This is a genomic window from Nostoc sp. (genome assembly GCF_036919595.1).
In the GTDB taxonomy this organism is placed as follows: Bacteria; Cyanobacteriota; Cyanobacteriia; order Cyanobacteriales; family Nostocaceae; genus Nostoc.
In genome coordinates this window covers 44800-67392 of the sequence record NZ_JBALCO010000103.1, presented here as the reverse complement: position 1 = coordinate 67392, position 22593 = coordinate 44800, and the positions used below count along the sequence as shown (strand labels likewise).

Here is a 22593-nt window from a genome sequence, read left to right as displayed (position 1 = left end):
TACAGAAAGTTCAACATTTAAAGCAGAGGTTGTAATGAAGGCTTTAATCCTGTTGGTGAGAGAATCGCACTAACCACCCCACAGAGAAAGAGCGATCGCCTACTCAATCCCACAATTAGTAGGGGTAACAAAAATATCTAATAATAAAAATTTCAAATTAATCGGACTTATACAGGACTTACGCAACTGGCACAGGCGCTCGCTCAAATATAGTGTTTTTGTACTATATAAGTGACGCGCACAGGGCGATCGCTAGTTAATAGTACATGGGTATTAATTGAATCCGATTCCGAAAGCTTAGTCAACGCATAAGAAGTCGCTGCAAAAGGAAACACTATTGAAATATTTATGAGAAAATAGGTAGAGGTTGTATTAGATAAATGTTGCTTAAGGTAATGAGATTTACTAAGCTTAATTACTGTCAAGACTTATTAAGTAGTCAAATTAATTATACAATTACCAATTTGGCAGAGCATTTAGAGAGTATTAGCCATGAGGCAATTAACTATTATTTGAAACCCGAAAAGTTTACACCTCGTTTATTATGGGATAACGTCAAAGAGGTAGTTGAGTCTGATGACAATTTACAGAATATTTGATGATAGCGTTTGAGATAAAAGGGATTCTGAAGAAATAGAAATAGTCAGAAGACAATATAGTGGTAACGAACATGGCGTCCTCAAAGGAATTGGTGTAGTAAGTTGTGTATATGTGAATCCTAAAGTTCAAAGATTTTGGGTAATAGATTACCGCATTTTTAATCCAGACGTGGATGGTAAAACCAAGATAGACCATGTGAAATATCTGCTGCAAAACCTTGTGGATCATAAGTTTTTACCGTTTGATACGGTTTTGATGGACACATGGTATGCGGTACACAGTTTAATGCTATATATTGAGAGTCTAGAGAAAATTTATTATTGCCCTTTCAAAAATAATCGGTTAGTTGATGATACATTTGCCACCGAAAAATATCAACGTATTGAATTATTAGAATGGAGTTCTGAAGAGTTAAAATGTGGTAAAATCATAAAAATTAAAGGGTTTCCCGCTCAGAAAAAAGTGAACCTATTCCGGGTTGCTGTTTCTACCAACAGAACGGATTATATCGCCACTAACGATTTATCTCAAAGTTCCACGGATGTTGTACAAGAGGTGTGTAAAATTCGTTGGAAAATCGAGGAGTTTCACCGAGAGATTAAACAACTAACTGGCATTGAATATTGTCAATGTCGTCAAGCTAGGCTTCAAAGAAATCATATTGCTTGTGCAATGTTGGTTTGGATTAGATTAAAAAATTTAGCCGCTCAAACTGGCCAAACTATTTATCAAATCAAGCATAATTTGCTGTCTAATTATTTAATTCAGCAACGAAAACGCCCAAGTATTCCTATGTGCTTGCTTTGATTTAAATTGTTGCGTGGCGGCGTATAGCCCCGCCCGCTATTTGTGCCAGTTGCGTAAGTCCTGTTATACAAAAATCGCCAAAAAAGCTTAATTTATCTAACCTAGAGCCGCTTACTACCAACCTTTAATTATTTACGCCTACTTACTTATCAAGATAAGTTCCTATTTTTCTCATTTAACAAGAATATCGCATAGAAAGCCACAGGCAATTACAGTCAAGAATAGGCATACTGAAAGAGGGAGAAAACTTTAGACCACTCCCTGCCAAATCGGCGTGAAGGTGATTAAGCAACAATGAGACGTAAACCCACTGGTAAATCGGCTACTACTTCTAAACCCTCTATTTTCCAATCTCCAATGTTTAACCTCTTCACCATCGCAATTATGGGAGGGGTGTTGATTTTGGGAATTGGAATTGGCATTGCCTTTAGTTCTACAACCACGTTGGCCCCATCAAATGTGGCTTCGCGTGAATTCATTGACACCAAAGCACCAAACCCTGAGATTTGTGTGCAGTACGGAGCTAGCGCTATGGTAATGGACACTAGACTGTTCGTCACTCTCAACCCCTTCAATGTCTATGTTTCTCAGCCGAGTATGCGTCCTGGATGTGTGATCCGACAAAATGACTGGGCAATTCTAGAGCAACGTAAACTGGTGACATCTGATCAGGTAAATGAGTGCAAGAATCGCTTGAATACCTTTGGCTTTACGGGTAACTTGGACAGTGACAAACCTGATATTAGGTGTATATATCAGAATGAAGCTGCTCAAAACTTCTTCACCGCTCAACCAGGAGCAGTTGGAACACCTCAGCAAACGGACAGATTTTAGATTTGGGAATGGGCCAAACAGGGCATTGGGGAAAACTCTTCTCCCCTGCTCTCCAGTCCCTATCGGGTTTTAGGAAGAGGTTGACCAAACTCTATCACTTGGGGATTGGGAACATTGGGGGTTGTTGGAACTGGAAATTCCGACATACCAGAAGGAGGAATGTTATTCAAATCATTGGGTTGATTTGGGAAAGACGGAGGGGGAAGAATCAAAGCAGGTTGTTGAGAGGATGTATTAGGGCTTAGAGGAGGTACGGTTACAAGAGGCTGTCCTGAGTTAATAGTAATTGTTGGGGGCAGTTGATTGGATGGAGGTGGAGCTGTAAGTAAGGGTAGTTGTTGGTTAGTAGTAGTTACGGGTAAGTTACTAGGCGGCTTTTGGGGGGTTTGAGGTAGTTTCTTGGGTGAAGGTGGGGAGTTTCCTAATTTCACGGCAGTAGTTTTACCAGAAATAACCGGACGTAACACCCAGCGAGTGGAGTTTTTTCGGGAAACGGGTTGCAGTTGTACCTGTTTGGGATTTAAAACAGTCCCTGGTGCTAAATCTAAGACAATACGTGTGTCTTTAGCGTTCAGTTGAGAAACGCGAATACTTTTGACTGCTCCAGAATAATTTTGTTGTGTGGTAACTTTGCCCAACTTAGTATTCGGTAAATCTACAACAAGGCGAGAGGGTTGGGCTAAGTAGAAATAACGGGGGGTTGTGCCTGCTGAAAGAGTAATTTCGAGTTGCTGTGTCTTGGGGGAAAAACGCCAATTATCTAGCTTTACCACTGGTGTAGCAGCAGTAGTGCAAGTTTCGAGGGCGATCGCTGCACAAAAGCCGAATAGACTGATGCTAAATAGCTGCTTGCGCCATTGGCAAAATTGCCTAGTCTTTAGTCCCTGATCCATTCTTTTTATCTGCTCCATAAAACCCATAGAATGCGCTCAGATTGCTGTTTACTCGCGCCTAAAATCCTTATCCCCAGAGGGGGCCCGAGTTCCCCACTTCCTGATTTAATGAGCTTTTTGGGGCACAGCAGTCAATTTCAGAGTTTGTATGCCATTTACGGTTAATTGACCTGTCATATTACCTTTATCCACAAGTTGCATTTGAATTGCGATTGAATTCAGAGGATCATTTTGGGGGGGAGGAATATTACAAAGGATTGATCTGCCAACTTTTCCAGATAAATTTAACTGTTGATTTCTGAATATGCCTGCCAGAGAGTGCTTTTCGTCAGTATCGGCCTTAGTGTTTACCGGTAATACAGAGGCATTTAAGTAAATACCCGACTGCTGAATGTTTAACGTCAAGGTATCCGATTTTTCACAGTTCGGCAAATTCTCAGCCAGGGTTAGACGATACTGGCCGTTAACTGGAGGAGGAGCCTTGAGATTGTTTTCCCCATAAACGGTTACAGTTTTAAACAACAGTAAAACTGAAATTATTGCTACTCCGTAAAAAGCCAAAGATTTGAACTTGAAATGATTCATGAATTTCAACTCCTCAATGTTGGCTCTTGACTACTAACCTCAGGAAGCATAGAGGCAAGGTGAGCGGTGACTTGACTGTAGCGGCGGGTAATTAGCAGGGAGGAACGACATTGGATGGCTAGTTGATCTGTATATCTTCCCAGAGTTTGGCGCTCGATACCCCAAGCGCGGCTGGTGCCAGCAATAGTTAGATCAACAGCTTCTGAGGCTTGAATTACGGCTTGGATTGGTTCTGGGGCTTCGATAATTTTGATTTCAATGCGATCGCGTACACTGGTGGGCAATTGCTCCATCATCGTGTGCAGTTCGTAACTCAATTCTTCTTTTGTATTATTTGCTACTATCTGTAATATCTGCAACATACAAGTCTCACGATTGATTAGCAATCTCAGAGCTAGTATTAGTGCTAAATCATCATGGATATTGGCAGAATAAGGTACCAATAAACTTTCTAATCGTTCTTTGCCTTTATCTATAAACACTGCTACATCCACTGGTGCAGTGGTAAGCATTTGTCCGACTCGTCCACCTAAACGATTACTACTAAAAGCTGGTCGATGCCAGCCTACAACAATTAAATCAACTTGTTCTAATGTGGCAATCTGTGCTGTTTCGCGGGCAACATTGCTGGATATGCGAACGATAGGATGCACACAAGAACGAGTTTCTGGCGGTTCGAGAGTATTAATCAATTCTTCTAGTTGGTGGCGGCGCTGGGCGATTAATCGGTCTGCTTCAACTGGGGTACTTTCAAAGGCATAGTCTTCTTGAAATTCAATCAGGCTGAGGGGGTTAACAACGGCAGGATATCGGTAATTGAGAGCGATCCCTACAGCAGGCTGCGCCAACGCTACTGCCAACTGTACTAAACCTTTTTGCGTACTTGGATTAGCCACTGGCACCAAAATTCGGTAAGGACGAGGGGAAATTTCACTGGCAGTAGAGGTATCTGCTTCCGACTCGCGTTCCACAACATCTAACCTGATCAGCTTCTTCGGATATATCCATTCCAGTAGTGGCGAGGTCATGAAGGTAGTTACCAATGCCATAATTACCAGCATGGTAAATATTAAAGGGGAAATTACCTTTAACTCTAGACCAATGTTTAGCACTATCAGTTCAGTCAAGCCGCGAGTATTCATTAACCAACCGAGTGCCGAGGCTTCCCGTTTACTAATGCCACTCATACGGGCCGCTACATAAGTGCCAACATATTTGCCTGCGATCGCCACTCCTAAAACCAACGCACACAAAAGCCACAATTCTGGACGGTTGAGCAAGCCAATCTGCGTTTTTAAGCCACTGTAGGCAAAAAATATTGGCAACAAAAATATCAATACAAAATCTTCGGTTTTTACTGCCAATTCCCTCACTAAATCTTCATTTTTGGGCATTGCTGCTCCCAGTAAAAATGCCCCAAAAATTAAGTGAATGCCAATTAGTTCGGTGATCAGTGCAGACGCAACTACGCCCATATAAATCCCAGCTAGCAGCAATTGGCTGAGGCGTCCCGCACGGAGGTAGTGTTTGGCAAGGCCTTTGAGGAACCAACGTCCCACCGTCAACATCAAACCGATGTAGATTATGCTGGCGATAATTGTCGGTATAGCACCAGCAAAGTCACCAGTTCTAGCTACAGCGATCGCTACTGCCAAGAGACACCAAGCTGTCACATCATCCACCGCAGCACAAGTTAACGCCAACGTTCCTAAACGCGTTCCTTGTAAATTCTTTTCAGTAATGATTCGCGCCAACACTGGAAAGGCAGTAATCGACATTGCTGCCCCCAAAAATAAGGTGAAGGCGGTGAAAGATACACTTGCGTTGGAAACTAGGGGATAAAGGATTACCGCTAGCAATGTTCCTAAGGAAAACGGTACTAAAATGCTGACATGAGAAGTTAAAACAGCTACTTCTAATTGTCCGCTGAGGTATTTTGGATTTAGTTCAAGCCCAATCAGAAACATGAAAAATATTAGTCCCACCTGAGACAAAACATTTAGAAAAGGAATAGTTTCTGGTGGAAACAAGGTAACTGCTAGATGGGGAGCAATTAAACCAAATAAAGATGGGCCGAGCATAATCCCAGCGACAATCTCACCAATTACCAGCGGTTGCTTAATGGAACGGAATCCTAGCCCTACTAGCCGTGAAAGTCCAATAACAATCAGCACTTCAACCAGAACAAGAATAACTATGTGCATGATTTCCTCAAAAGTAACTATCTGGTTTCTCTAAGATGATTCTTTAAAAGACTGGAAAATGTCAAGCTTGTTAGATATACACCAATACAGTTCAGTTAAGTATTTATTTCTCTTTGTGTCCTACCTTGCGGGAAGCCACTTCATGTCTATGCGTTCTTCTGGTGCGTCTGCTACCTGAATGCAGGTCGTTCAAACAATTGACTTTTACAAAGAGTTTTAGCCATAACCCAAGCGTATTATACACGCAAGCGTAATTTGTGCTTCGTTGTTATGTCAATTATTGTTACAATGCAGTTACAGCAGTGAAACATAAATTCTAATGATTTTAGTAGCTCAATTTAGAAGAACTTCCGAATTACTGAACTCAAAAAAATTAGCAGTTATATCCAGAGTCAAAGCAGAATGTTTTACTCAATTGCTAAGTAATTAATTTTATATTTAAATTTGCTTAAGCGGAAGATTTATTATAGCTTGTACCTTGCAACAAAAAGGCAATAAGTGTTGATGCCATCAGTGTAGTAATGACTGCCATAATAACCATCATAGTGAATAAAGTCGGCGTAATTATACCTTGTTCCAGACCAATATTAAGGATGATTAACTCCATCAAACCACGAGCATTCATCAGAGCGCCGATAGTTGCTGATTCGCGCCAATTTTCTCCCACCAATTTTGCCGCAAACATGCAAGCAATACCTTTACCAAGAATTGCGATCACAATAATTAAGAGCGTAATTAGCCACAAAGTAGGTGTGTTTACCAATCCAATTTGAGTGTTCAATCCAGAGAAAACAAAAAACATCGGTAGCAAAAAAGAAGTAGTTAAAAATTCTGTATGTTGGCGAATTTGTTGGGCGAATTCTCCGCGTGGTGTCACTGTTCTTAACACAAAAGCACCGAATATTGCATCCAAACTAAAACCGCCATATAGTAGTCTTAAATGATTTATGAAATTCTCTGCTTATTTTCTTATCTTCTCTACGAGACGCTACGCAAAGGCGGTTTGATAGTTTTCACAACTCAAACAGGATTGCTATATATGATTTTTTATGATTTGTTAATTTGCGATTTTTAACTTTTTCATCTATTTCAACCACAGTCTGCTGTAGTGACTCACATCTGTGGGTCACTACCATACAGTTTAATTATCTGAAAATTCCTATAATTTTTGATTAAGTTAGTTACGAGGATTTGAGGTATTACAACCATTCTCCACCCCGGAAACGCCAACGGGGAAAAATAATTCGCATTAGGCTTTGGGAAGTAATAAAAACTCCTAACCACACGATGCTATAGTGCAATAAAACGGCTCCTGGCGATAGTTCTTCCTTGGGTAAAGGTATTGGTAAAAAGCCAAATAATTTAACTCCACAGAAAACAAACACCAATTCCCATATACCAGCTAAGAGTTGATAAGCTGCGGGCCAATCCCTATCCCAGCGAGATTTTTGCAGATAGTTATAAAGCACATCCCAGCCTAAGCCAAAGATGGCGACATAACCAAGTATCCAAAAATAAACCGAGTTAGGAGTAGGGCCAATCCAACCTATTGCAAATAGCAAAGATACAAGTCCGCCAACAGTTGCAAATAATAATAATCGAGTTTGCCAGCGACCAAATAAAGTTGGTGTCATAGGAGTGCTGAGTTTGGAGTTTGGAGAGACGCGATTAATCGCGTCTGTACAGGAGTTAGGAGTTAAAAGTAATTAACAACAGAGGAGTTAAAGTTTTTATAGATGGATTTTCAAATGGATGTTATTGAAAATTCAGCAAGATTGTGGTGCTTTTTGCGAGGATAGCAAATATGAAAATATCGGCTTGCTCAAAGCACCAATATATCTATATTATTAGGATGGTTTAAGGTGATAATCAAATTAAGAATGGTAAGCTGCATTGGCAAAGCCCGCTGAATGTATCGCATCCCAATTGATCACATCTTCTAACAAAGCCTGATAACCTAGTGTATTGGGATGAAGACCATCTTCACTCAAGCGTTTGAGCCGCCAACTTTCACTGCGTTCCATCCATTGCTCAAAAATGTCCAAATAGGGAATCTGCCGTTTCATGCAAGCAATTCGAGTTGCTTCTTTGTAGCCATACTGGTCGGCATGATTATAGTAAAAACAATCTAAAAATGGCATCTTGGCTTCATCCACTGGCACCATGCCTACAAATAACACAGGACATAGTTGCTGTGCTAAATCTAGCAGAGAAGCAATTTCCTTTTCAAATACGGTAAAATCTGTGTAACTTCGGCCATCGGGACGCGCCAACCGGGCTGAGTCATTCACGCCTACGGATAAAATAATCAAGTCGGGAACACGATTTCGCAGTTCACCCCGGTGGCGAAATTCAACTTCTAGCCTTTGTGCTACTTGTTGCGTGCGATCGCCTCTTACCCCTAAATTATAAAGAACATGACCCGCACTATCCGGCAACATCCACCATCGCCGTAGTTGCTCAATCCAGCCTCCTTTTTCCGGGTCGCCAAATCCATAAATTAAGCTGTCCCCCAGTGCGACAATCTTCATTGGCTGAAAGTGATTTGGTGGTACAGACACCTGCATTGAGGAAGAAGCTAGAAATGTGTGCATTTAAAAACTATATTTTATATCTTTACAAGATTCTATACATTTCTATACCATAGATGGCTATCTTTAGTGTCCAAGCATATATCGGGTTTCTAGTTATTGATATGGTTGCAAAGTTAATATTGTCGCAGTTGAGCCTCTGAAGGTGAATGTTGAGCCTCTGAAGGTGAATGTTGAACCTCTGAGGGTGAATGTTGAGCTTCTGAGCTTGAAAGTTGCACCTTTGAGCATAAAAGGTGCGGTTTAAAAGTTAAAGTTTGGGGTTTGGTACTTAAAAGTCTATGCGATGTCTACGATAGTCACTGAGCGGCTGGTGAGCAAAGTCGAACCGAACCATCTTTACAAGGGGAGGGGTTGGGGGAGAGGTCAAATCTTAAATCTTGGCTGAGTAATTACCAGATTAGTGAGCAAGAATTCTGCGTAGATGCAAAGCAGTTTGCCGTTAGGCATCGCCTCACCACTTTAAGCGAAAATAATTTCATGTATCTCAGTCAGATAATAAGTGCGATACCTTCTCTGCGAGACGCTATGCGAACGGTAAGCTTCGCTAACGCAGAAAATTTCTACCCGGAACCTTTCTGGTATAATCAACTCCCGCCTGGTTTAGAAGCATATTATCAGCAGCATTTACACCAAATGATTCCACCCGAACTAGGAACTGAGTATAGCATAGATGTGTTAAATGTCTTAATCCAGCAGCAAAAAGCAATATCAGTGAATGCGATCGCACAAATCATTGATACTGATGAGTATAAAGTAGGGGAAGTGCTAAAAAATTGGCTAGAGTTCTTACAGCAACAACGAATCGCCTCAGAAACCCATTACAGTCTCTATCACTCCAACTTTCGAGACTGGCTAGGTAGACAAGTATTTAAAACCCTCTAATAAATTTCCCTAGCCCTCTCCATTAACAGAGAAGATTAGGGTGTTAAGAATGGAGCTAAGCGGATTCGAACCGCTGACCCCCTCAATGCCATTGAGGTGCGCTACCAACTGCGCTATAACCCCTTAAAATCCATTATACATAATCGCTTAATTATTACTACTTTGTCAAGCTTTTTATGAAAACTAAATTTTAAATATCTCCTCAACCACTCAACAATTCACAACGACACTTGCAACAAATAGGTCATACAATGCCCCATTAAAAAGTAAACTACTAACATGGCAGCAGCAGCCAGAGCAACCAATGTACCAGCCAACATCAGAGAAAATTCTTTACTTTCGTAGGCTCTTTCCATTAAGTGCAGTGACCACGCCACCAGGGCGACATCAAAAAGTAAAATAGGAAGCAACATATTTTTTAATATTTGTTAATACTTGTAAAATAATATTAACACCCTTTCAGATAAGTGTGTCTAACCTAAGATAGATGTCATTAAATGCTAAATAGTCATTTAAGAGAATGTTCTTACTGGCACGTTGCGAGCGCGCAGGTAATTTTTGATTTCTGCTACGCTTAAATGTCCGTAATGTAACAAGGATGCCAGTAATGCTGCTTCAGCTTTGCCTTCAGTTAGGGCAGTGTAGATATGTTCACAATTACCTGCACCACCAGAAGCAATCACTGGAATTTCGACAGTATCGGCAATTGCCCGTGTGATCTCGATGTCATACCCAGCTTGGGTTCCATCGGCATCCATACTTGTGACTAGGAGTTCTCCGGCCCCCCGTTTTTCAACTTCTTGTGCCCACAATAGGGCATCTAAGCCTGTATTTTCCCTGCCACCCCGCACATACACATCCCAACCTAGATTCTCCGGGTTATTTCTGCGTCTGGCATCAATAGCAACAACTATGCACTGATTACCAAAGCGATCGCTTGCCCGATTAATCAAGTCTGGATCACGCACCGCCGCAGAATTAATACTAACCTTATCTGCACCTGCTCTTAATAAAGCTTTAACATTTTCTAAGGATTGAATGCCACCACCCACAGTCAATGGAATAAAGACTTGTTCAGCAGTCCGGTAGACCACATCTAAAATAGTAGCTCGGTCTTCATGAGTAGCTGTAATATCCAGAAATACTAATTCATCTGCACCAGCTTCATTGTAAACCTTGGCCAGCTCTACCGGATCGCCTGCATCTTGGAGATTGACAAAGTTAACTCCTTTTACAACCCGTCCCGCCTTCACATCTAAGCACGGTAAGATTCTTTTAGATAACATAATAACTTTTGTACTTCTGGGTAATTGACCCGAATTTAAATTTTAAATTGGCGCGGGTATTTTAAAACGAAAATTTTCACATCCCTTGTTTTAAGCACGTATTGCAAAATGGGGCATCGGGCATGGAGCATTGGGCATTGGTTATTCTTTCTCGCCCTGCCTCACGGCAGTTGCTACAACGCTCTTAACCCGCGCAACGCACTGCCTCCCCTCCCTCCCTCACCACTCCTTAATCCCTCCCTAATCCATTAAAAGTAGATAGCTGAATTATGGCGATAATCTCCTCGAAAAAACAGCCTCCAGAACCTAACGGAGAACCAAAGCAGCGTCGAGAGTCGGCGAGGACACCTTGTACAGACAATATTTTGCAACCTGAAGCTGCTATTGATGAACAAGAACAGCAAGAAGAAGGTATTCGGCCGCATCGATTTGCCGATTATATTGGGCAAAAAGATTTAAAGGATGTGCTAGATATTGCCATCAAAGCAGCCAAGTCTCGTGGTGAAGTGCTGGATCACTTGCTGCTGTACGGACCGCCAGGATTGGGCAAAACCACAATGGCAATGATTTTAGCATCGGAAATGGGGGTAAATTACAAAATTACCAGTGCGCCAGCCTTAGAACGTCCACGGGATATTGTCGGGCTACTGGTGAACATGAAACCAGGAGATATTTTATTTGTGGATGAAATTCATCGCCTCTCGCGGATGACGGAGGAAATTCTTTATCCAGCGATGGAAGATTATCGCTTAGATATTACTATTGGTAAGGGTTCGAGCGCTCGGATCAGAAGTTTACCTCTGTCAAAGTTTACCTTAGTGGGAGCTACAACCCGTGTGGGTGCTTTAACTTCACCACTGCGCGATCGCTTCGGTTTGATTCAAAAACTCCGATTTTACGAAGTTGACGAACTGACTAAAATTGTACTGCGAACCGCTCAATTACTCAAAACCCCCGTTACAGAAGATGGTGCCACAGAAATTGCCCGTCGGTCACGCGGAACGCCACGTATTGCAAATAGGTTACTTAAAAGAGTCCGTGATTATGCGGAGGTAAAGTTATCTGGGGAGATTAATGAAAGCGTTGCATCAGAGGCATTGCAGCTATTTCAAGTAGATCCTTGCGGTTTAGATTGGACAGACCGCCAGATGCTAAGTGTCATAATTGAACAATTTAACGGCGGGCCAGTGGGGTTGGAAACAATGGCAGCAGCGACGGGTGAAGATACCCAAACAATTGAAGAGGTGTATGAACCTTACCTGATGCAGATTGGGTATTTAACTCGGACTCATCGGGGGAGGATAGCGACAAAGGCAGCATATAAGCATTTAGGATTCACGCCGCCTAATGAACAGTTGTCATTATTGTAATTATGGGAAATTGGGCATTGGGCATTAATTATGCTCCTCTGCTCCCCTGCCCCGCCATGTTTAAGATAGACACAGGTAAATCCAGATGATTAAGTTGATTGCTATTTTTTTCAGTCTATTACTTGTGTTTGGCTGGGGTACTCCAGTCATGGCACAATCTCAACCGCCCATTACTCAAGAACAGTTAAAACAAGGCGATGAGTGGGCAAATCAAGCGTTTACAGCAACGAATCAAGGTGATTTTGCCACGGCTGAAACTTACTGGACAAAGATTATTGAGCAATTTCCCACTAATGCAGGGGCGTGGAGTAACCGAGGAAATTCGCGGGTGAGTCAGAACAAATTACAAGAGGCGCTGGCAGATTATAACAAAGCGATAGAACTAGCGCCAAATGTCACCGATCCTTATTTGAATCGGGGTGCGGCGTTGGAAGGATTGGGAAAATGGGACGATGCGATCGCAGATTATAATCATGTCTTAGAACTCGATCCTCAGGATGCGATGGCGTACAATAATCGCGGTAATGCTACAGCCGGTTTAGGAAAATGGTTAGATGCGATCGCTGACTACAAAAAATCTAATGAGATAGCGCCAAATTTTGCTTTCGCCCGTGCTAACTATGCCCTCGCTCTTTATGAAACTAGTCAAATAGAGCAAGCAATCCGGGAAATGCGGAATATTGTCCGTAAATATCCCAAGTTTGCCGATATGCGTGCCGCCCTCACAGCTGCCTATTGGGTAAATGGAGAACAAGGGGAAGCCGAAAGTAACTGGGTAGCAGCTTATGGACTGGATAGCCGTTATAAGGACATCAACTGGGTAACAAATATCCGGCGTTGGCCCCCAAGTATGGTATCAGCTTTAAATAAGTTCTTGAAACTCCAGTAACATCTGTGAGGCATCATAACTATGTGGATTGTTTGATAATAAAATTATGCCCATAAATTTTGCACCCAATCGTGGATAATAGTTGTATTTACCTTGCATTTTTTTAAGTTTAGCTATGACTCATTTTGGGATTCTTTGTCCTGCTGCGATCGCTTCCACCCTATCCCATATCATTTCAAACTTTCTACACTAAAGTAGTCTCAAGAACTTGCTGATTTTGCTGACGCTTTCCAATTAGCACCATTGATACACCACCGCTTGGTGCTAATAGGACGCTTTTCCGAACTGGCAGTACTGGCTTTGTATCAGCTAGTTTCATTTGCCAACTAGATAGTATAGTTGCCAATACCAGTTTCATCTCAAACAGGGCAAATGCCATGCCAATACAGCGACGATTACCACCACCAAAGGGCAAAAATTCAGCCGAAGTAAATTGTCGTTCTAGAAACCGCTCTGGCTTAAACTGCTTTGAATTGGGATATAAATCTTCTCGATGATGGCTCAAATAAATACAAGGAACCAATATAGTACCAGGGTCAAATTTGTAGCCTGCAATTTCTAAAGGTGATTTAACCAATCGATTTAATCCCAACATCGCCACCGGATACAGGCGCATTGTTTCCGAACAAACAGCATTTAAATAAGGTAATCGGAAAATGGCGTTCGGGTCTTTATTGTCACCCAGGCTATCCAGTTCTTGCACCAGTTTTTCACGTATTTCAGGCTGATGATGAATCCAGTACAGCGCCCATGCCAAAGAACTAGCCGTAGTTTCATGACCTGCAACCAACAAAGTCATCAACTCATCACGTAATTCCAAGTCTGTCATCGGCTCACCTGCTTCATCACGAGCCGCCATCATTAAAGATAGAATATCACTTCGAGACTGGTCTGCAAGCGATCGCCTCTCTTGAATTTCAGCATAGATGAGATCATCCATTTCTTGCCGCAAACGTAGAAAACTTCCCCAAGGACTGCGAGGCCCTAAATCCTGTCGTAATAATGGGAACAGGAGCAGTATTGCCCGGAAAATAGGTCTTTTTGGATTCAGGATAGCAATCAGGATTTCTTTGAGTTTTTCATAACGAAGTCCGTCCTTTAGACCAAATACAGCCTTCAAAATCACTTGAAAGGAGATTTCTTGCATGGATGGCAAGACTGTAAAGGTTTCTCCGACTAGCCACTGGCTAGTTACTTGCTTGGTGATCTCACAGATTAAATCACCATAAGCCTGCATTCTTTCCCCGTGTAGAGGAGGTGTCAGCAATTTACGCTGGCGCTGGTGAGGTTTTCCTTCTAAGGATAGTAGAGAATTTGGCCCCAATAAAGGCGTTGTTGAACCTGCTGCTACACCAGAGTCTAAGTGTTTTGGATCTGTAGTAAAAATCTGCTGAATCGCCTGAGGATTACTAATGAATACTTGAGGAGTAAAAACTGGGCCAATCCGGAGAGTAAACGTATCACCATAGCGTTTAGCACAGGCTTCCATATATTCTAAGGGATTAGTAAGCCACTGATACGTCTGTACCCAAGGGTGAGTTTGGGGACCGTTAGGCAGTTTAAGTGCAGACATTTTTATTAATCTCCCAATGATTAAAGCAAGATTGTTCTCAGCTAATGATTCATGCACGCATAGCTTGATTGATCTTAGAACACAGATCAGGCAGATGAACTTACCAATTCCTGAATCTGCCTTGGGGTCAATTCTTGCACATTACTTAAAACTACCACTGCTCCTGCTGCTAGCAGTGTCTCAGCATAGGCATCACCACGGGCTGATGTTTCCTGCACATGGGGCGGTAAAACCCCTACACCAATCCAAAGGCGAGAAGAATCCAAAGCATGTGCTTTGTTGATGGTATACATATCTGCTACTGTATCTCCCACATACACTACAGCTAATTTTTGTTCAATTCCATTTTCTAATTCACGAACTGTAGCAAAAAGTCCAGTGGGGTCAGGTTTACCTGGCGCATCTTCCATCGCAATCAATACTGGAGATTTCAAACCCAGACGCTTTTCCAAAATGTAGTTAGCTGAACCACGAGTAGCACCGCTAAAAAACCCCCAAGCAATCCCAGCTTGGGTAAGTTGCTCTAAATAGCTAGGTTGTAATAATAAGGGTTCATTACAAATATACCCAGTAAAATTATTTGGGTCTGGGCCTCGGTAACGCGATTGAAAAAAAGCAACGATCGCATTGTAATCTAGTTGCAGTTGCTCGCGGGTCTGTTTTTGGGTTTCAAAGTAGCGGTAAATTAATTCTTGCGATGCTTCCCAATCATTATTCCACACACCTTCAGACTTGAGTTGGTCAATATCTAATGGTGTTGGACGATATGCTTGGGTAGTAAAATATTCTACGGTATCTGCGATCGCTCGACGATAGGAACCGCTAACATCACGCACAACGCCATCAATATCGAAAACAACAATCGCTTTTATTGAGGATTTTTCAGTCATGGGAGGGGTAAATTTGGGCGGGGAGCATAAAAAAGTTTAACCCCATTATGGATGCTCAATAGTTTCATTTTTCAACCTAAGGTAAAAAATCGGGGTCGAGGGCTTGTGGCGAGTCATAAGCATCTGTAGTTAGCGCCGACTACACCTTATGTTAGCCCATTCTCTAATTACCGAAACAGTGCTGAATAAAAAGTAAAATGATTAGGCTTAGGCATCAAATCAGTTCTGAGTAGTGAGGGCTGAATAAGAAGATTCATAAGTAATACTTTTTACCGAGTACTCCATTGTGTCCTTACTTCAATCCCCCGTTTCGCTCTCTTAGTAACCCAGCACTCCCGAATATTTGGTCATTTGATAGGGTATTGAGTTAAAATAAGCGATCGCTATCCTAGTTAAGTAATGCCTGGAAATTCCCGGAGGTGTGATTGACCAAGTTTATTTTGAAAATTTTGTGGTTAGACGAAAACGTTGCTCTAGCAGTCGATCAAATTGTAGGCAAAGGCACAAGTCCTTTGACTAAGTACTTTTTTTGGCCCAGAAATGATGCCTGGGAAGAGTTAAAAAAGGAACTAGAAGCCAAACATTGGATTACTGACCTGGATCGTGTCGAGTTGCTTAATAAAGCGACAGAAGTGATTAATTACTGGCAAGAGGAAGGCAGAAACCGTCCAATGGCAGAAGCTCAGTTGAAATTTCCAGAAGTTGCCTTCACAGGTAGCGCTTGATATAACAATATTAGCGATTGTGGTGTTCTACAAGCTGCCACAGTTTGATAGTTTTGTCCCTGCTACCACTTGCAATTAATTGTCTAACTTTGCTCACAGCAACAGCAGATACTGAGTCTACATGACCAGAGAGAGTAACAACCTCTTCTGCTGTGCTTACCCTCCAAAGTTTAACTGTTTTGTCGCAACTTGCACTTAGGAGCGTTCCGCCATCGGCAGTAAAAGCCACAGCCACCACAGACCAAGAATGGCCTACAAGTGTGCAAATTAGCTGACCAGTGTTTACCTCCCACAATTTAATAGTGTTATCATCACTACCCGTCGCCAAAATTTTCCCATCAGGACTAAAAGCGACTGTCAAAACCGCCCATGCATGACCCGAAAGGGTGCCTAACAAGCTATAGCATGGGCGGTTTTGAAATTCTTTGTGGGAACTTTCTAATGCAGGTATCTGCCATAGGCGAATTGTTCTGTCATAACTAGCGCTGGCTAAAAGCTTTCCTTGGGGACTAAATGCCACTGAATTTACTTGTAATTGATGTCCAGTTATCGTGCAAATTTCAGTGCCAGTATTTACATCCCAGAGTTTGATTGTCTTATCCCAACTACCACTAGCGAGAATCTCGCCATCTGGACTGAAAGCAACTGATTTCACAGCGTGTGAGTGTCCCAAGAGAGTGCAGATTTCTTCTAATGTCTCAATCTGCCACAATTTAATAGTTTTATCATCGCTAGCAGTTGCCAAAATTTTCCCATCAGGACTGAAGGCAACTGATTTTACAGCTTGAGAATGTCCTGATAAGCTAGCTAGGACTTTTTTGGTATTTAAATCCCACAATTTGACGATTTTATGATCACTAGCACTGGCTAAAGTTTTACTGTCAGGATTGATGGCAAGAGCATTCACACTACTCAATCTCCCAGAATGCTCAATTAGGGTATGCAAGCATCGCCAAGGAGGATTTGGTAATTTAAAATTTTGAGTTTTACATTCCATACCCATTGCTTGCATAACTTCATCAGCTGATTGAAAACGGCGATTAATAGCATTTTGCAGCAGCTTGTTGAGGATTTGCGCTAGGCGATCGCTAACCTTGGTAGTAAGATATTGTTGCCAAACCCAGCAATCATTAGCAATATCAAATAAATCAAAGGGAGGAATCTGGGTAAGTAAGTAAATGCAAGTTACACCTAAGCTATATAAATCACTAGCAAAAACCGCTTTTCCCCTCGCTTGTTCTGGGGCAGCATATTCTGGACTGCCGATACTGGTTTGTGATATTAGCCGATCAATTTCTGTGAAAATTTTCGCAGTGGTAAAATCGACTATGACTAAATCCCCTTTCTTAGTAATTGGGGATCTCCGAATGATATTGTGGGGTTTAATATCGCGGTGAATGATGTTGCGATCGCTAATAAACTGAAAAACTGGCAACACATCTTCTAAAAGTTCCCAAATCTGAGTTTCATTAAAAGCCCCTTCCTCCTCAACCACCTGAGCTAAATTAATGCCTGCAATAAACTCCTGCACTAAATAAAAATACCCGTTCTGCGGAAAATAAGCCAGTAAAGCCGGAATTTGGGGATGCTTGCCTAATTCTTCTAACTGTTGCGCCTTTTGCTGAAAACCTTTAGATGTTTCGGATTTTAGTGATAATTCTTGAACGACGCAAGGAACTGGAGGAAACTGAGCCTCATCTACAACGAGGAAGGTTTTACAGAATCCCCCTTTACCAATCTGCTTCATTAAACGATAACGTTCTTGTAAAAGCAAAACTTTCCTTTCAGTTAAATCGGCGGTTAGAAACCGCGTCTATACAGGCAAAACCCACCTCCGTGGGTTCTCAAACCCTTAATTTCTCCTTAGTCCGCGGAGGCGGACTACCCTTCAAGAACGCCAAGGGCGAACGTTTGTATAGCCGCGAATTCTATTCGCCCTGGCTCTAAGTTGACACGTATGGACAGATGTGCTGTCCTATTGGATGTTACTTATCCGCCGGGAAATTCACAATTATAGGTGGAAAACCATTTTCTGCGGTTGGTTGGGCTTTGGTAACTACTGGTTGGGAATGCAAAGGTGTTGGTGTTAATTCACCCTTACCAGTTTGATTCCATAAAATCATCGATAGTAGCCCATCTACTAAACCATTATTGCTGCCATTACTGCCAACTAAGACATCTGGAATCAAGCGGACATTGCGATCGCCTATAATCTGCATTAGTTGCATTGCTGTATAACCTTGTGGCCCCAAAGCTTCTACACCAGCGCGGTAGGTTTCAGCTTTGGCATTACCCGTAGCCCGAATCCCTTCAGCCTCAGCAATTGCCCGGAGTTTTGTCCCCTCAGCTTCACCGTTCGCCTGTTTAATTTGGGCTTGGGCTTTCAAATCAGCAATCTGCACACTCTGCTCTGATTTCACCATTTCTTGTTGGATATCAGCCATTGCTGTCTCCCGAACAAGTTGTTGCCGTTGGGTTTGCGCCATCTGCTGAACTTCATAAGTTTTGCGGTTTTCCTCAGCAATTTTCCGGTCTGTGAGTGTCTGCATTAATTCTTCTGGTGGGGTAATCAAACCAATCAACGAATCCACCGCTTGCACATCATAAGCACGCAAGGCAGATTTAACGTATTCGGAGGCTTCAGCTTGGCGCTCACTTCGCGCAATTAAGAAATCTAAGATAGTATACTCTTGAGCCGAGTTGCGGAAGTAATTTCCCACAATTGGACGCAAAACTTGATCGATGACGTTTTGCATCGAACCTAAGCGGGAAATCACTTTTGGGGCATCTGAAGCACCAATGTGAATAATTTGGAATATCTCTAAACTAAAGCTAAAACCATCAAATGACAGCAGTTTTAGTGCTTGCAAGTTTGTATCATAACCGTGATTTCCAGTAATTCTTTCAGTGAAGTTTAAGACAATATTTGTTGTCGGTACTAGCTCAATTTTCATCACCTTAGTGTTGAGCGGGTGTTTCCCAGGATACAATGGCTCAACCCAAACGCCCTTATGTCCTTGGTTTACCAAATTTCCGTGAGTGAAAGCTGCTCCGCTCACATCTTGGTGTTCCTTGCCTACGAAAGAAATCACCACACCCACATAACCGATCGGGATTTCAGTCATCGGGACTTGTTCAATATGGACAAACCAAGGGTTTAGGTTCCACGAACCCGATAATAATACGTGTTCTTGTAAACCCCGTTGTCCTCCAGCATCGATAAATTTTTGACCATTCTGGAAATTATCATGCCCGGTAATGATGCGTCCCGCGATTTCACCTGCTGCAATCGGTGAACCATCCAAAGTAGCAACAATACCAACCTTCTCTGCTGCTATTTCATAAATCTGCAACTGTTGTGGACTCATGCCATGAGTGCTAGCATTTGCTGCTGTAATCACTTTAAACAGGGCAGTATTAATCCGGTAGGTACCTGCGGTGAGAAAACCCATCTGTCGCCCTTTTTCTCCACCTTCAGTGAGGAATTTTCGAGCATCTTGGAAGTTGTCACAACTGACAATTTTACCCAAAATCCGCTCTGGTGGGTTGGATGCGCCATCTGCCGCCACAATCAAAGCGATCTCCCCTTGGGGAACGACAACTACCGGCTCTTTCTTTACAGAATATTGCCAAGGCCAATAGCCCCAGTGCCAACCAGGAGCTAAAGTATCTGCCTGCAAGCCAGCTTCCCCGTTGAGGGCAATCAAACTGCCGGCGGGGAGTCCGCGCCCGGAAAGGGTAAATTTCCTCACCACAATGCCGACTTCACGTTCGCCAATAACCACTAATCCGCCAAAGAACAGAGGCACAAATATGACTAAACCGCCGACAAGTAGGATGGGAACCAGTACAACAGGATTAATTCCAGCAGCTTGATATTGAGTTCTGCTAATTGGTAACTGGGCAATATTTGGTTTGGTCTGATTTAGCTGGACAGTCGCCGAAGTGATTTCTTTTACAGTAGTTATTTTTACAGGAGTAGCATTGGCAGAATGAATATTACCAGCGATCGCCAAAGACGTTGGCGCAGCCATCGCCAATGTTGCTACGATAGATGCTGCAAAACGAGCTACCTTATTTTGTTTACGAGTATCAAGCAAAGATGAAAAGCTTTTCATAATTTGTGCCCATTTGGGCAACTAATTAGTTAATTTAACACTTCACCAAGACTTGCCTCGATTTCTTAAACTTGGCGTAATTTTTTTTAAATTTAATAAATATCTTGTAGGTTAGAACATTGCCCAACCTACAAACTTGAAATAGAAATTTAAATTAGACCAAACCGCCAGCCGCTTGAAACCGAGCGCGGGCCCGTTTGAAGCCTTGAGTTGCTTGGATTTGGGCTTGGCGATCGTCTGCTGACACTTGACTTAGACGCGCTTCTGCTTGGTTGTAAGCAGCACGGGCTTCCTCAAGGTTAATTTTGTCGCCACGTTCAGCACCGTTAACCAGAATTGTCACTTCATTTTCTTCGACTTCGGCAAAGCCACCCAAAAGAGCGATCGCTTGCCAATTCTCATTTTTAGCAGCACGGACTCGCATTACACCAGTATCCAGGGCGGTCAAAAGTGGTGCATGTCCAGTGAGGATACCTAGTTGACCAGTAGTGCTAGGCAAAACAACTTCTTCAGCTGGGGCATCCCATACTGTTTTATCTGGGGAAATTACACGAACGGTTAATGTCATTTGTCTTTTGTCCTTTGTCTTCTATCCTCTGTCTTTTGCCACTAGTCATTAGCGATCGCACTAATGACTAATGACCAATGACTAATGACTAACCTTTGACTTTTTCAGCTTTGGCGATCGCTTCGTTAATATCGCCTACCAAGTAGAAAGCCTGTTCTGGCAGAGCATCCAACTCACCAGACAGAATCTTCTGGAAGCCTTTGATGGTATCTTCCAACTTCACGTATTTACCAGGAGAACCTGTGAACACTTCTGCCACAAAGAACGGCTGGGACAAGAAGCGCTCAACCTTCCGCGCCCGCGCCACGATTAGACGGTCTTCTTCAGACAATTCATCTAGACCAAGAATGGCGATAATGTCTTGGAGTTCTTTATAACGTTGCAGAGTTGATTGCACCGCACGGGCAGTATTGTAGTGTTCCTCACCGACAATGTTGGGCTGGAGCATGGTGGAAGTTGAACCAAGGGGGTCAACTGCGGGATAAATTCCTTTAGCTGCCAAACCACGAGACAGCACTGTTGTACCGTCCAAGTGGGCGAAGGTGGTAGCAGGTGCGGGGTCAGTGAGGTCATCTGCTGGTACGTACACTGCCTGAATGGAGGTAATCGAACCCTCTGTAGTTGAGGTAATCCGCTCTTGCAGTTCACCCACGTCAGTTCCCAATGTGGGCTGATATCCTACTGCTGAGGGCATCCGACCCAGTAGTGCCGACACTTCCGAACCTGCTTGTACAAACCGGAAGATATTATCAATAAATAGCAGCACATCCTGCTTGTTCACATCCCGGAAGTACTCTGCTACTGTCAATCCTGAAAGACCAACCCGCATTCTCGCTCCGGGTGGTTCGTTCATTTGACCGTACACTAGAGCAATTTTTGATTCGTTGAGGTTCTCGTTATTGATTACCCCAGACTCAATCATTTCGTTGTAGAGGTCATTGCCTTCACGGGTGCGCTCACCCACACCAGCAAATACGGATACTCCACCGTGCTGGGTAGCAATGTTGTTGATCAACTCCATCATGATCACGGTTTTACCAACACCAGCACCGCCGAATAGACCAATCTTACCGCCGCGTCGATAGGGAGTCAGAAGGTCAACAACTTTAATCCCAGTCTCGAACACCGAAGGTTTGGTTTCCAGGTCAGTGAATTTGGGAGCAGAGCGGTGGATGGGTAAACTTGCCTCAGCATTTACAGGGCCCCTGTTGTCCACAGGTTCGCCAAGGACGTTGAAAATCCGACCCAAAGTGGCTTTCCCAACTGGTACGTTGATGGGAGCGCCTGTATCGGTGACTTCAAAACCACGCACTAAGCCTTCGGTGGAACTCATCGCAACAGTTCGCACCTGGTTGTCGCCTAACAGTTGCTGTACTTCAACGGTGATGTTGATTTCCTGTCCAGCTTCGTTGGTGCCAACGATTTTCAAAGCGTTGAAGATTTGTGGCAATTTCCCACCGGGAAATTTAACGTCTACAACTGGACCAATGATTTGGGTGATGTAACCAATGTTTGTTTTTTCTGCGGTTGTGACCATGCTGCGCCTAATGATTGAAGCTAGATTTCAGATAAGGTCGGAGAAGACATAAAATTAAGCAATGTCACCTTTCACTGTAGCACCGCAAGGGGACACAACTCCCTTAGTAATTCCTTAAAAAGCAGCTTGGCGGCTGAGGTTGTAGTCCTCATCCTGACTAGATTCACAGAATAGACTCCAGTTCTTTATCCCTAATCTCATTTATCGGATGCGATCGCCCTTGTGCTATTGGGCTTTG

General features: G+C 42.8%; 19 protein-coding genes, 1 tRNA gene and 1 pseudogene. 6 read left to right on the top strand and 15 right to left on the bottom strand.

Annotated elements, in window-relative coordinates:
• Nucleotides 1-395: 395 nt before the first annotated feature.
• Together V7K21_RS15765 and V7K21_RS15760 are read left to right on the top strand one after the other, a co-directional pair.
• Nucleotides 396-1407 (top strand): annotated as a pseudogene (locus tag V7K21_RS15765) (IS701 family transposase).
• A gap of 294 nt (nt 1408-1701) precedes the next feature.
• Entirely contained in the window at nt 1702-2241 is a 540-nt protein-coding gene (locus V7K21_RS15760; RefSeq protein ID WP_335175753.1) for a DUF3172 domain-containing protein, read from the top strand.
• 59 nt (nt 2242-2300) lie between these two features.
• On the opposite strand, the gene V7K21_RS15755 is transcribed toward V7K21_RS15760, so the two are convergent.
• From V7K21_RS15755 to V7K21_RS15730, 6 genes are all read right to left on the bottom strand, one after another.
• Nucleotides 2301-3134, bottom strand: a complete 834-nt coding sequence (locus V7K21_RS15755) for an AMIN domain-containing protein (protein ID WP_335175751.1) — start codon at nt 3132-3134, stop codon at nt 2301-2303.
• 105 nt (nt 3135-3239) lie between these two features.
• Nucleotides 3240-3719 carry a hypothetical protein gene (locus V7K21_RS15750; protein WP_335175749.1) on the bottom strand — a complete coding sequence of 160 codons (480 nt, stop codon included), beginning with the start codon at nt 3717-3719 and terminating at the stop codon, nt 3240-3242.
• 5 nt (nt 3720-3724) lie between these two features.
• The gene (locus tag V7K21_RS15745) at nt 3725-5923 is read right to left on the bottom strand and encodes a cation:proton antiporter (RefSeq protein WP_335175747.1); all 2199 of its coding nucleotides are present in this window, start codon (nt 5921-5923) and stop codon (nt 3725-3727) included.
• Nucleotides 5924-6371: 448 nt separating this feature from the next.
• Nucleotides 6372-6836 carry a cation:proton antiporter domain-containing protein gene (locus tag V7K21_RS15740; protein ID WP_335175745.1) on the bottom strand — a complete coding sequence of 155 codons (465 nt, stop codon included), beginning with the start codon at nt 6834-6836 and terminating at the stop codon, nt 6372-6374.
• A 286-nt stretch (nt 6837-7122) separates the two neighbouring features.
• Entirely contained in the window at nt 7123-7557 is a 435-nt protein-coding gene (locus tag V7K21_RS15735; RefSeq protein WP_335175743.1) for a hypothetical protein, read from the bottom strand.
• A 240-nt stretch (nt 7558-7797) separates the two neighbouring features.
• On the bottom strand, nt 7798-8517 hold the full coding sequence (locus V7K21_RS15730; protein ID WP_335175741.1) for a GDSL-type esterase/lipase family protein: 720 nt from the start codon (nt 8515-8517) through the stop codon (nt 7798-7800).
• Nucleotides 8518-8868: 351 nt separating this feature from the next.
• On the opposite strand from V7K21_RS15730, the gene V7K21_RS15725 reads away from it, so the two are divergent.
• Nucleotides 8869-9399, top strand: a complete 531-nt coding sequence (locus tag V7K21_RS15725; RefSeq protein ID WP_335175739.1) for a hypothetical protein — start codon at nt 8869-8871, stop codon at nt 9397-9399.
• 50 nt (nt 9400-9449) lie between these two features.
• On the opposite strand, the gene V7K21_RS15720 is transcribed toward V7K21_RS15725, so the two are convergent.
• The 3 genes from V7K21_RS15720 to hisF form a co-directional block, all read right to left on the bottom strand.
• Nucleotides 9450-9522 (bottom strand) — tRNA-Ala (locus V7K21_RS15720).
• A 95-nt stretch (nt 9523-9617) separates the two neighbouring features.
• Nucleotides 9618-9812 (bottom strand): hypothetical protein, encoded by a 195-nt coding sequence (locus V7K21_RS15715; RefSeq protein WP_100901219.1) that lies wholly within the window; start codon nt 9810-9812, stop codon nt 9618-9620.
• Between the two features lie 99 nt (nt 9813-9911).
• Nucleotides 9912-10685 carry an imidazole glycerol phosphate synthase subunit HisF gene (hisF, locus tag V7K21_RS15710; protein ID WP_335175737.1) on the bottom strand — a complete coding sequence of 258 codons (774 nt, stop codon included), beginning with the start codon at nt 10683-10685 and terminating at the stop codon, nt 9912-9914.
• A 269-nt stretch (nt 10686-10954) separates the two neighbouring features.
• Between hisF and ruvB the strand changes: the two genes are divergently transcribed.
• On the top strand, nt 10955-12055 hold the full coding sequence (gene ruvB, locus V7K21_RS15705; RefSeq protein WP_335175735.1) for a Holliday junction branch migration DNA helicase RuvB: 1101 nt from the start codon (nt 10955-10957) through the stop codon (nt 12053-12055).
• 85 nt (nt 12056-12140) lie between these two features.
• Nucleotides 12141-12944, top strand: coding sequence for a tetratricopeptide repeat protein (locus V7K21_RS15700; RefSeq protein WP_335175733.1), 804 nt, complete (start codon nt 12141-12143; stop codon nt 12942-12944).
• A gap of 184 nt (nt 12945-13128) precedes the next feature.
• On the opposite strand, the gene V7K21_RS15695 is transcribed toward V7K21_RS15700, so the two are convergent.
• Both V7K21_RS15695 and V7K21_RS15690 read right to left on the bottom strand, forming a co-directional pair.
• Nucleotides 13129-14517, bottom strand: coding sequence for a cytochrome P450 (locus V7K21_RS15695; RefSeq protein ID WP_335175731.1), 1389 nt, complete (start codon nt 14515-14517; stop codon nt 13129-13131).
• A gap of 86 nt (nt 14518-14603) precedes the next feature.
• Nucleotides 14604-15407 carry a TIGR01548 family HAD-type hydrolase gene (locus V7K21_RS15690; RefSeq protein ID WP_335175729.1) on the bottom strand — a complete coding sequence of 268 codons (804 nt, stop codon included), beginning with the start codon at nt 15405-15407 and terminating at the stop codon, nt 14604-14606.
• Between the two features lie 425 nt (nt 15408-15832).
• Between V7K21_RS15690 and V7K21_RS15685 the strand changes: the two genes are divergently transcribed.
• The gene (locus V7K21_RS15685) at nt 15833-16132 is read left to right on the top strand and encodes a 30S ribosomal protein PSRP-3 (RefSeq protein ID WP_273765874.1); all 300 of its coding nucleotides are present in this window, start codon (nt 15833-15835) and stop codon (nt 16130-16132) included.
• Between the two features lie 10 nt (nt 16133-16142).
• Here V7K21_RS15685 and V7K21_RS15680 read toward each other — a convergent pair whose 3' ends face one another.
• From V7K21_RS15680 to atpD, 4 genes are all read right to left on the bottom strand, one after another.
• The gene (locus V7K21_RS15680) at nt 16143-17879 is read right to left on the bottom strand and encodes a serine/threonine-protein kinase (RefSeq protein ID WP_335175845.1); all 1737 of its coding nucleotides are present in this window, start codon (nt 17877-17879) and stop codon (nt 16143-16145) included.
• Between the two features lie 238 nt (nt 17880-18117).
• A complete protein-coding gene (locus V7K21_RS15675; protein WP_335175727.1) occupies nt 18118-20250 on the bottom strand; it encodes an SPFH domain-containing protein in 2133 nt (710 codons plus the stop codon).
• Nucleotides 20251-20404: 154 nt separating this feature from the next.
• Nucleotides 20405-20818: an ATP synthase F1 subunit epsilon gene (atpC, locus tag V7K21_RS15670; RefSeq protein WP_298905807.1), complete on the bottom strand. Its 414-nt coding sequence runs from the start codon at nt 20816-20818 to the stop codon at nt 20405-20407.
• Nucleotides 20819-20906: 88 nt separating this feature from the next.
• Nucleotides 20907-22355: a F0F1 ATP synthase subunit beta gene (atpD, locus tag V7K21_RS15665; protein WP_335175724.1), complete on the bottom strand. Its 1449-nt coding sequence runs from the start codon at nt 22353-22355 to the stop codon at nt 20907-20909.
• Nucleotides 22356-22593: the final 238 nt, after the last annotated feature.